Here is an 8,688-nt window from a genome sequence, read left to right on the forward strand (position 1 = left end):
ATGGCTCCCCGAACAGGACTCGAACCTGTGACAACTCGGTTAACAGCCGAGTGCTCTACCAACTGAGCTATCAGGGAATATAACGAAAGTGACAATAGTTAATATATCACGACCTGTTTTCCGAGTCAAGCGTAAAAATCTTATTTTTAGACTTCGCGATCGGGACCGTTTTTATGCGTCAAATCCAATGCTCCGGCAGGGGCCGAACCCCTGCCGGAGCACGAAAGGCTGTCCTTACGGATTCCGGTTCGCTTCGATTCCGAGTCTCGCGCCTTGCTTGGTCAGAGATTCCTGCACCTGGCGAACATTCACCTGACGCGGAAGGACCTGCTCTTTGACGCATATCGCCGCCGCGGTTCCTGCCGCCTGCCCGATCGCCATGGCAATCGGCTGTACGCGGATCGCCGAATGCGCCTCGTGCGTAGCGGAAATCGGACGCCCGCCGACCAGCAAATTTTCAATTTTTAACGGTACCAGACAGCGGAACGGAATGTCGTACCACTCGCCCGGTTTGAGATGCTGAAGAATCGTTCCTTCGCCGTTCGGATTATGAATGTCTACCGGGTAAGCGCCGCGGGCGATCACATCCTCGAACTTGCAAGCAGCAAGCAATTCTTCCGCTGTAAGTATATATTCCCCTACTACGCGGCGCGATTCGCGGACACCGATTTGCGGTGCGGTCGTCTGAAGGTAAGCATGCTCGAATCCTTCCACATATTTTTCAAAACCGGACAAATTCCTGGACCTGGCGGCGTCCCTCGATTTCCGCTTCCGTCAATTCCCACGGATTGGTGGCGTCCTTCAGGATGACCCGGGTCGTATTGAAATGAATCACTCCGGGTTGGTTGGCATAGAACCACAGGACATCTTCACGAGGGCAGCGGATCTCGCCTCTTTTTTTCGCTTCCAGATAACGGCGGGTAATTTCTTTGCGGTCCGGCATCCGGTCGACATCCACATTGGCCACCCGGAAATTGAGCGTCATCGGTTGACTCAGACCGTCCACAGAACGTCCTTTATTGACCTTGGCTCCCGCCAATGCGGCCAGATCGGCATCGCCCATCGCATCCACAAACATTTTGGCCGAGAAATCGACCAGACCCGATTTATTGGCGACCTTGACGGATTTAATGTAATGGCCGGAATCATCCATCTGGGCGGCGCCCAGAAAGCTGTGGTACAAGAGGGTTACTCCCGCTTCCTTGCAAAGGCGTTCGGCCACGACTTTCAACGCTTCGGGGTCGAAAGCGGTAATTTGCTTCGGATGACCGTATGCGCCCATCTCGGTCATGCGATCGATCAATTCCTGCAGCACGCCGAATATAAGCTGCACCTGATCGGACCCTCCTGCCCAGTACGACATCCACGGGTTGACCATCATCGCCGTACCGGCGCCGCCCAAAAATCCGTATCGCTCGATCAGAAGGGTGCTCGCTCCCTCCCGCGCCGCCGCAACCGCAGCCGCAATGCCGCTTGGGCCTCCTCCCATCACAATCACATCATAATCGGTTTCCGCCATTTCGCTTCCTCCTCCGTTTTATCCGTTATTGGCCAATCCTTGCTCTTTGATTTGCTTCATGGCTTCATCCACATACAAATTGTATTTGAACGTCGTTTCCAGCGTTTTCAGAAAATCGCCGTACTCGCTCAAAGGTCTTTTGCCATAGACGAATTTCACGAGTTCTTCCTCAGCGTAACGGTCCGCATCGGCCTTATTGAATCCGGTTGGCGGAACAATGGAACTGTCCAACGTTTTGATGCGCGGAATTCGGATCGCAAATTCGATATCTTCTGCCTGGTTGGGAAACTTCACTTCCAGATATTCCTTATTGGGACGGCCTGTAATTTGATACAGATGGAAATAGTTCCCCTCTACAGCCATCAGTTCGGTCGGCTCGACCTTGCCGTCCACCACGTTGTAATGCTTGCCCTCGATGCCGTACATGACAAGGTCGTTTCCTTCTTCGCCGGATACATAGTTGATCAGATCGAATATCTTTTGCAGTTTGGCCTTGTCTTTCTCCATCGCTTTCGGAATCGCATAATATCTCGACGGCATGTCGAAATCGAACGATCCGTTGAATTGACCGGCCGGTCCTTTCGGCGCGTCGATATGCACCCATTCGGCTTTCGGATTGATCGTTTTGTATTGGTTGACGAATTCATCCTTGGAAATTTCGATCCATCCTTTGAAGATGATGCCGGCCTTTCCTTGGAAAGCTTTCTGCTGGTCTACGGTTCCTTTGTTGGTCATTAACTCGGGATCGACCACGCCCGCATCGATCAGCTTTTTGATAAACGCCAATGCTTCCGGCATGTTCGGATCGTAATAGGCGTTGATCACGTTTCCGTCTTTCTCATAGAAGGTACCGGGCTGCCCCACGCCATATGCGCCGAATACCGGGGAAAAAGCATCGAATTTTTGACCGGTAATGCCATACGTATCGTTTTTCTTGTTGCCGTCCGGATCCTGCTCTGTGAACGCTTTCGCCACTTCGAACAATTCATCGAGCGTCGTCGGCGGATTCAATTTCAGATTATCCAGCCAGTCCTGGCGGATCCAGAAAGAAGAGAACGGAACGTCGGGTACTCTCGGAATGGCATATATTTTACCGTTCACCGTCACTTTCTTCCAAATATCCTCGCTGCTCAAATTCGTAATAAAGTCTTTCGCCGGCTTCAGCTCTTTTTCCAAATACGGCGTCAGATCCAAAATCAGCCCTTTCTCCGCAAATTCCTTCAAGTACGTGTAGCTGGTCGTGAACAAATCCGGATAATTGCCGGCAGACATACGCACCCGCAGTTGATTGTTGTAATCATCTCCGGACTGAATCGCCGTCAGTTGAATATCTGTCCCTAATTTTTCATCCAGCGCCTTCTTGATATCGTCATTGTCGGGAGTCGGCAGCCCCGTGCCCGGCAGCGTCATGTTGATCGTTACCGGGGCCGACGCTTGATTCGCGCCGCCTTCACCGGAGCCTTCCGCGCCGCCGGTTTCGTTGCCGGAGCCGCAACCGGCAAGCATAAAGCTTGCAAGAGCGCCTGCGGCCAGCAAAGCAAATACCAGCTGTTTCTTTGCCATATTCGTCCTCCTTTTGGAATTTGGTCACATTCAACCTTTAATCGATCCGATAATCATGCCTTTCGTGAAATGCTTCTGCAGAAACGGATAAACCGCGATAATCGGCAAACTGGCGAAAATAACCGCGCTCATCTGCATCGTGACCGTCGGCACCATATCTTCGGCGTTTTCCAGCGGCTGCTGGGTCATCATCAGAATTTCCCGGACCACAACCTGCAGCGGAAACAGGGAGCGATCCGTAATGTACATAATGGCGGCAAAAAAGGAGTTCCAATGCCCCACCGCGTAGAACAGGCCGATCGTCATGATCGACGGAATGGAAAGCGGGACGGCGATCCGAAGCAGAATCCGCCATTCATGCGCCCCGTCGATACGCGCGGATTCGAATATCTCTTCGGGCAAGTTCTCGAAGAAGCCTTTCATGACGAGCACATTAAAGCTCCAGATGGCGTTCGGTACGATCAGAGCCCAAACCGTATCGATCAGTCCCGTCGCTTTCACGATCAGGTAGGTCGGAATGATGCCGCCGTTGAACAACAGCGTGAACACGACCATGAACAGGAACAAACGGCGGCCCGGCATCCCTTTGCGGCTGAGAGGGTAAGCGAGCAAGGCGGTCAGCGTCAAATTGATCGCCGTTCCCACTACCGTGACGAATATGGTAATCTGGAACGCCCTCGGGATCGCCGAGTTGGACAGCAGCTTTTCATAGGCGTTGAATGTAATTTCTTTCGGAAAAAGCACATATCCGCCGTTTTTCAGCACTTCCGCATACGGGGTCAGCGATACGGACAGCACATAGAGCAGGGGGACGACGGTCACCAAACCGACCAGGGCAAGAATGGTGTACGATACCGCGTTGAAAATTTTGTCTTCCAGCCCCCTTACCATATGCCTTCCCCCCATTTTTTCGCCAAGGAATTGGAGCCGAGCACAAGCAGCAGCCCGATGACCGACTTGAACAGGCCGACGGCGGCAGCCAGGCTGAAGTTCCACTGTTCGAGACCGGTCCGGAATACCCACGTGTCCAGAATGTCGGCGACCGGGTAAACATGGATGTTGTACAAAATGTAAATTTGATCGAACCCCGCATCCATCATTTGCCCCAGGCGCAAAATCAGCAGCAGCACAATTACGTTGCGAATGCCCGGAAGCGTAATATGCCAAATCATGCGCAAGCGGCTGGCCCCGTCCACTCTGGCGGCTTCATACAAGGTGGGGTCGATGCCCGCCATCGCGGCCAAATAGATGATCGCCCCCCAACCGAGGTTCTGCCAGATTTCCGATCCGACCAGGACGCTCCGAAACCATTCCGTCGAAGTAAGGAACGGGATCGGATTCCCGCCGAACTCCGCGATGAGCTGGTTGACGATTCCCGAATCTTGCGACAACAGCACGATCAGAATGCCGTAAATTATGACCCACGAAAGAAAATGCGGCATATAGCTGAGCGTCTGCACCCATCTTTTGAACCAGTCAACACGGCATTCATTCAACAAAACGGCCAAAGCTATCGGCGGAAACATGCCAAACACCAGCTTGTAAAGACTGATCAATACGGTATTGACGAGAAGCTGGCTAAAATACGGGGACTCATAAAACGCTTGAAAATGTTTGTACCACGGATCTGCCCAGGGGCTGTTCGCTATGCCTGCCAACATGTCATAATCTTTGAAAGCGATGACAATTCCGTAAATCGGCAAATACTTGTAAACCGCATAATAGATGATTCCTGGAAGAAGCATCAGATAATAGGCCCGATATTTCCAAATCTGTCTTCCCAAGGTTCGCAACATCGCCTTATTCCTGGCAGCTGTCGCAGACGGGCCGGATATCGCTCCCTGCTGCAAGTCGTCTTTCACAACCTTTCCAAGTCAATTTATGAGTTCACTATATCACCGGGCCGAATGCGCCAAAATGAACATATTTAACTTGATGAATGAACGATTTTCTGTTTGTCGCGCACATGTTCACGAACGGTTTTTGAGCGAGTTCCGATAATCGGTAGGCGTAAGCCGGGTCAAACGCTTGAAAATTTTAAAGAAGTAGTTCACATTGGCGAATCCGACCCGCTCTCCGATTTCGTGCAACGGCCAGTCGGTTTGTTCCAGATAAAATTTTGCCTGTTCGATTCGAACCCGGTGCAAATACTGAATGAGCGTCTCCCCGGTTTTCTTCTTAAACAGACCGCTCAGATAACTTTCATCCATCGCCACATATTTCGCCATCGCTTTCAGCGTCACGTCTTGGTCATAGTTGCGCTTTATGTAGTCAATAATTTTGTTGATTTCCTTATGGTCGGTCAAAACCCGGCTCTGCTTGATCCGATGCGTCATGTACCGCTCCAGCGCTTTCCGTATGTGCAGCTTCAGCTCGCCGTGACTGCGGCTTTCCAGCAGATCGTCCGCATGATCCGCGTTCAGGCCGGCGATTTTCGCGCATATTTTGTCGATTCGCTCCGCCGTTTCTTTTACCAGATGCATCGGCAGCCGGTGCTCCTCCATGAAACGCCAGACCTGGTCAAGCAGCATGTCGACCTGCTGCTCTCTCATCAGTTCGAAGCTCTGAATGATATCGCGCTCAAGATGCCACGGCAGCGGAACATACGCGGACAGTCCGAGCCCTTCGCGATTTAGCGGCGCCAAGCCGGTCCGGCCGCTGTACCACCGTTCGTCCAATTGGCGAAGCGCTTGATTCCAGACGGCAGGAACTTCCTCCACCGTGCAAGGGGAAGAATACACGCCGGCATAGGGGAACGGCCGGTCGCCGTTCGTTTTCATCCTGATCTCGTCCGGACTCCAATAAAATACGGTCGTATGGCCGTTTTTTCTGAATTCGTGGACGAAGGCTTTCGGATTCCGCTCCAGGAGATCCGATTCCAGAACGTCGCGTCCGGAAAAAGGCTCCGCCCCATGAAGCGCACAGCACAAAACCAGCCGGCAGGAGCGGACGGATGCCGGGAGCGATTCGAACGGCTCGTCGCGCCGGGGAAGCGTATCGGGGTTGACGTAATTTCTCCAGTTCCATTCATAAAACCGCTGGTATTGGCGCCATTCGATTTGCGCCTTTCGTTCCACACGATCGGCCAGTTCCTTGTCGACTTTGCTTAATATGTTCTGGAGCGCGCTTTCGTCCATGGAGAGCTTCAGCACATATCCGGAAGCCCCGTATTCCAGCGCTTGTCTGGCGTACTCGAATTCGTTCATGCATGTCAGCATGACAAAACGGCTATCCAGTCCCAGCTCTCTTGTCTGCTTCAGCAGTTCCACTCCGTCCATGACCGGCATGACGATGTCCGAAATCACGAGATCCGGCCGTTCGTTTCGAATGAATTCCAATGCTTCCGCGCCGTCTTCCGCTTCTCCCGCCACCTGAAAGCCCATATCTTCCCACCGGATAATTTGCTTTAACGCCTTTCTTACGAATGTCTCGTCTTCAACGAGCAGCACTTTCCACATCGGAATCGCCTCCGTCCTGATATGGGGCCGAAATTAACAGCGGAAAACGCATTCTGGCCATGGTGCCTTGCGGCAGCGGGATCAATTCGAGCTCGCCTTCCTGTTTGAACAGCAGCTTCAATCTTTCCCGCACATTATGCAAGCCAAGCGATTTCCGTTTGCGCGCATGTCGGGACATCGCAGCCTTTTCGATGCCGATGCCGTTGTCTTCCACTTCGAGGATCAAACGATTCCTGTCGTCGTAAACCCGGATCCGGATGAGCCCTCCTTCATGCATTCGCGAAAATCCGTGCTGAATCGCATTCTCCACCAGCGGCTGCAGACTGAGCTTCGGGACCAGCGCATAGCGCAGCTTCGTTTCGCATTCATAGCGCACTTCGAACTTTTGGTTGAAACGAAAAGTCTGGATATACTCATAAGCGCGGATCAGCTCAAGCTCGTCCTGCAGATGGATCAGCTCCGATTCGGCATTCAGGCTCGCCTCGAGCAGCTTCCCGAGAGAAATGCACATCTCGGCCGTCTCCCGATCCTCTTTCGACAAGGCGTTCCATTTTATCGTGTTGAGCGTATTGAGCAGAAAATGGGGGTTCATTTGCGCCTGCAGCATCTGAAACCGGAGCGCCTCCTTCTGCCGTTCTTCCATTTTGACCCGTTCCACCAGCGCGCTGATATCTTCGGCCATTTTGTTGAACGTTGCGGCCAAGACCAGCATCTCGCCTCTATATTTTTCGGTGGGGATTCGGATCTTGAAATTTTGGGCCACCATCCCCGACATCTTCTTGTGCAAAATCTGGAGCGGACGGGTAATGGTCGAAAGGATAAAAAAGGTGATCAGGATGAAAACGAAAGTCATGAACAGAAACGTTACAAAAAATTGACTGTTGATCTTTTCAGATCTCCGAAAAACCAATCGAGTGAAAACTGGCTGACCAAATACCAGTCCATCGACGGGATGCCGATATCGGTCACGATGACGGAACGATTCGCATCGGTGACATAATCCGCGTCCGATTTTTGCCTCAAAGACGCCAGCAGCCGTTCGGAATGGAGGGCGAGACTTTGGTTCGTACGGGCCAGCACCTCGCCGCCGGCATTCACGATGAAAAAGCTTTGCTGGACGGGAAAGTTTTTGACGACGTTTTTCAACCATTTTTCGTAATCGATGCTTACCCGAATGAAGCCGAGCGGCGGTTCCGCCGCGTCCCCGAGCAGCGAGTAGAACGTAAGCAGCGTGGAACGACCGGATACGGCGGCATGAACTTCGTCCTTTCCCGTGTCCCATACATAAGCGGTCTTGTTCCGCAGCATGTTTTCCATCTGCCGATCGTGCTCGATTTTCCCATTCGCAAGCAGATTGTTGGTCTCGTACGAGGCATAGACCGCCCCCTGCAAATCCGTAAGCGTTATGTAAATGGAATCGTCGGGCTGCTGCAAATTATTGATCATATCCCTGAATTTGTCCGATACGATTTCAAACCGGGTTTCCGCCGTGTATGCGTTTGCATTTTGCAGCACGAGCCGGATGCGCGAATCCTTTTCCATCTGAAACACCGTCTTTAAAACCGTGCTCTTCAACTCTTCGAAATTCGTTTTCAATTGCTCCAGCTGGTACTTGTTTTGCGAACCGATGTTGGTCTCAAACGTGCTCTGGATAATGTTGAAATTGCGCAGCTGTAGAAGGGAATACGGAATCAGAATGAGGAGCAGAAATGCGGCAAAAAGCCTGTTCTTTAACGAAGTCGGTACAAGTCGTTTGGCCATACTCATCGATATTCACCTTTTCTTTTTAATGGAGAGTGTCGCTTCGCGATTCCATTGCGGCCAGCCGGGCAAGATCCGCGACCATCGCCGGTTAAAATAAAAAAAGGCGGGTTGCCGCGCTGTGCAAACCCGCTGAGGGCATCGCCCGCTGGCCTCCCCCGAACGAATGAGTCAAAGGAATCGCCCCAAATCGCCAAGCAGATGCCCGTTGGAACATGACGAACGAACGCCGGCAAGAGGACAGAACGTGCGCCCCGGCCGACTGCAGCCTGTGACGGACCGCAGCGTCTTGGCCGTAAGCTGCTTTTCGGCCGTTCGCCTGCCTTTTGGACGTTCGCAGCATTTTGGTTGTCCGCTGCCTTTCGGTCGTCTGCAGCGTTTTGGCTG

At 52.4% G+C, this 8,688-nt stretch carries 7 protein-coding genes, 1 tRNA gene and 1 pseudogene; all 9 read right to left on the reverse strand.

The annotated features are described in order from the left end of the window. Position 1 precedes the first annotated feature (1 nt). Positions 2–77 (reverse strand) — tRNA-Asn (locus PACILC2_RS12405). Between the two features lie 157 nt (positions 78–234). After that, positions 235–1,519: pseudogene (locus PACILC2_RS29385) on the reverse strand (FAD-dependent oxidoreductase). An 18-nt stretch (positions 1,520–1,537) separates the two neighbouring features. Further along, positions 1,538–3,082, reverse strand: a complete 1,545-nt coding sequence (locus PACILC2_RS12420) for an extracellular solute-binding protein (RefSeq protein WP_213529024.1) — start codon at positions 3,080–3,082, stop codon at positions 1,538–1,540. Between the two features lie 30 nt (positions 3,083–3,112). After that, positions 3,113–3,973 (reverse strand): carbohydrate ABC transporter permease, encoded by an 861-nt coding sequence (locus PACILC2_RS12425; protein ID WP_213529025.1) that lies wholly within the window; start codon positions 3,971–3,973, stop codon positions 3,113–3,115. After that, positions 3,967–4,878 carry an ABC transporter permease gene (locus tag PACILC2_RS12430; protein ID WP_213529026.1) on the reverse strand — a complete coding sequence of 304 codons (912 nt, stop codon included), beginning with the start codon at positions 4,876–4,878 and terminating at the stop codon, positions 3,967–3,969. The genes PACILC2_RS12425 and PACILC2_RS12430 overlap by 7 nt, the downstream gene beginning before the upstream one ends. 174 nt (positions 4,879–5,052) lie before the next feature. Then, positions 5,053–6,540 (reverse strand): response regulator, encoded by a 1,488-nt coding sequence (locus tag PACILC2_RS26865; protein ID WP_244863470.1) that lies wholly within the window; start codon positions 6,538–6,540, stop codon positions 5,053–5,055. Further along, positions 6,518–7,393, reverse strand: coding sequence for a sensor histidine kinase (locus tag PACILC2_RS12445; protein ID WP_372447120.1), 876 nt, complete (start codon positions 7,391–7,393; stop codon positions 6,518–6,520). The genes PACILC2_RS26865 and PACILC2_RS12445 overlap by 23 nt, the downstream gene beginning before the upstream one ends. Positions 7,394–7,404: 11 nt before the next feature. Continuing rightward, positions 7,405–8,301 (reverse strand): hypothetical protein, encoded by an 897-nt coding sequence (locus tag PACILC2_RS12450; protein ID WP_213529028.1) that lies wholly within the window; start codon positions 8,299–8,301, stop codon positions 7,405–7,407. Positions 8,302–8,472: 171 nt separating this feature from the next. After that, positions 8,473–8,688, reverse strand: a 216-nt coding sequence (locus tag PACILC2_RS12455) for a hypothetical protein (RefSeq protein WP_213529029.1), incomplete at its 5' end; no start/stop codon positions are given.

The sequence above is a fragment of the Paenibacillus cisolokensis genome (assembly GCF_018403665.1).
GTDB lineage: Bacteria > Bacillota > Bacilli > Paenibacillales > Paenibacillaceae > Paenibacillus_AH > Paenibacillus_AH cisolokensis.

Coding starts and splice junctions, on each gene's coding strand:
- PACILC2_RS12420 (WP_213529024.1), bottom strand. CDS start 3,082: ATGGCAAAGAAACAGCTGGTATTTGCTTTGCTGGCCGCAGGCGCTCTT.
- PACILC2_RS12425 (WP_213529025.1), bottom strand. CDS start 3,973: ATGGTAAGGGGGCTGGAAGACAAAATTTTCAACGCGGTATCGTACACC.
- PACILC2_RS12430 (WP_213529026.1), bottom strand. CDS start 4,878: ATGTTGCGAACCTTGGGAAGACAGATTTGGAAATATCGGGCCTATTAT.
- PACILC2_RS26865 (WP_244863470.1), bottom strand. CDS start 6,540: ATGTGGAAAGTGCTGCTCGTTGAAGACGAGACATTCGTAAGAAAGGCG.
- PACILC2_RS12445 (WP_372447120.1), bottom strand. CDS start 7,393: ATGACTTTCGTTTTCATCCTGATCACCTTTTTTATCCTTTCGACCATT.
- PACILC2_RS12450 (WP_213529028.1), bottom strand. CDS start 8,301: ATGGCCAAACGACTTGTACCGACTTCGTTAAAGAACAGGCTTTTTGCC.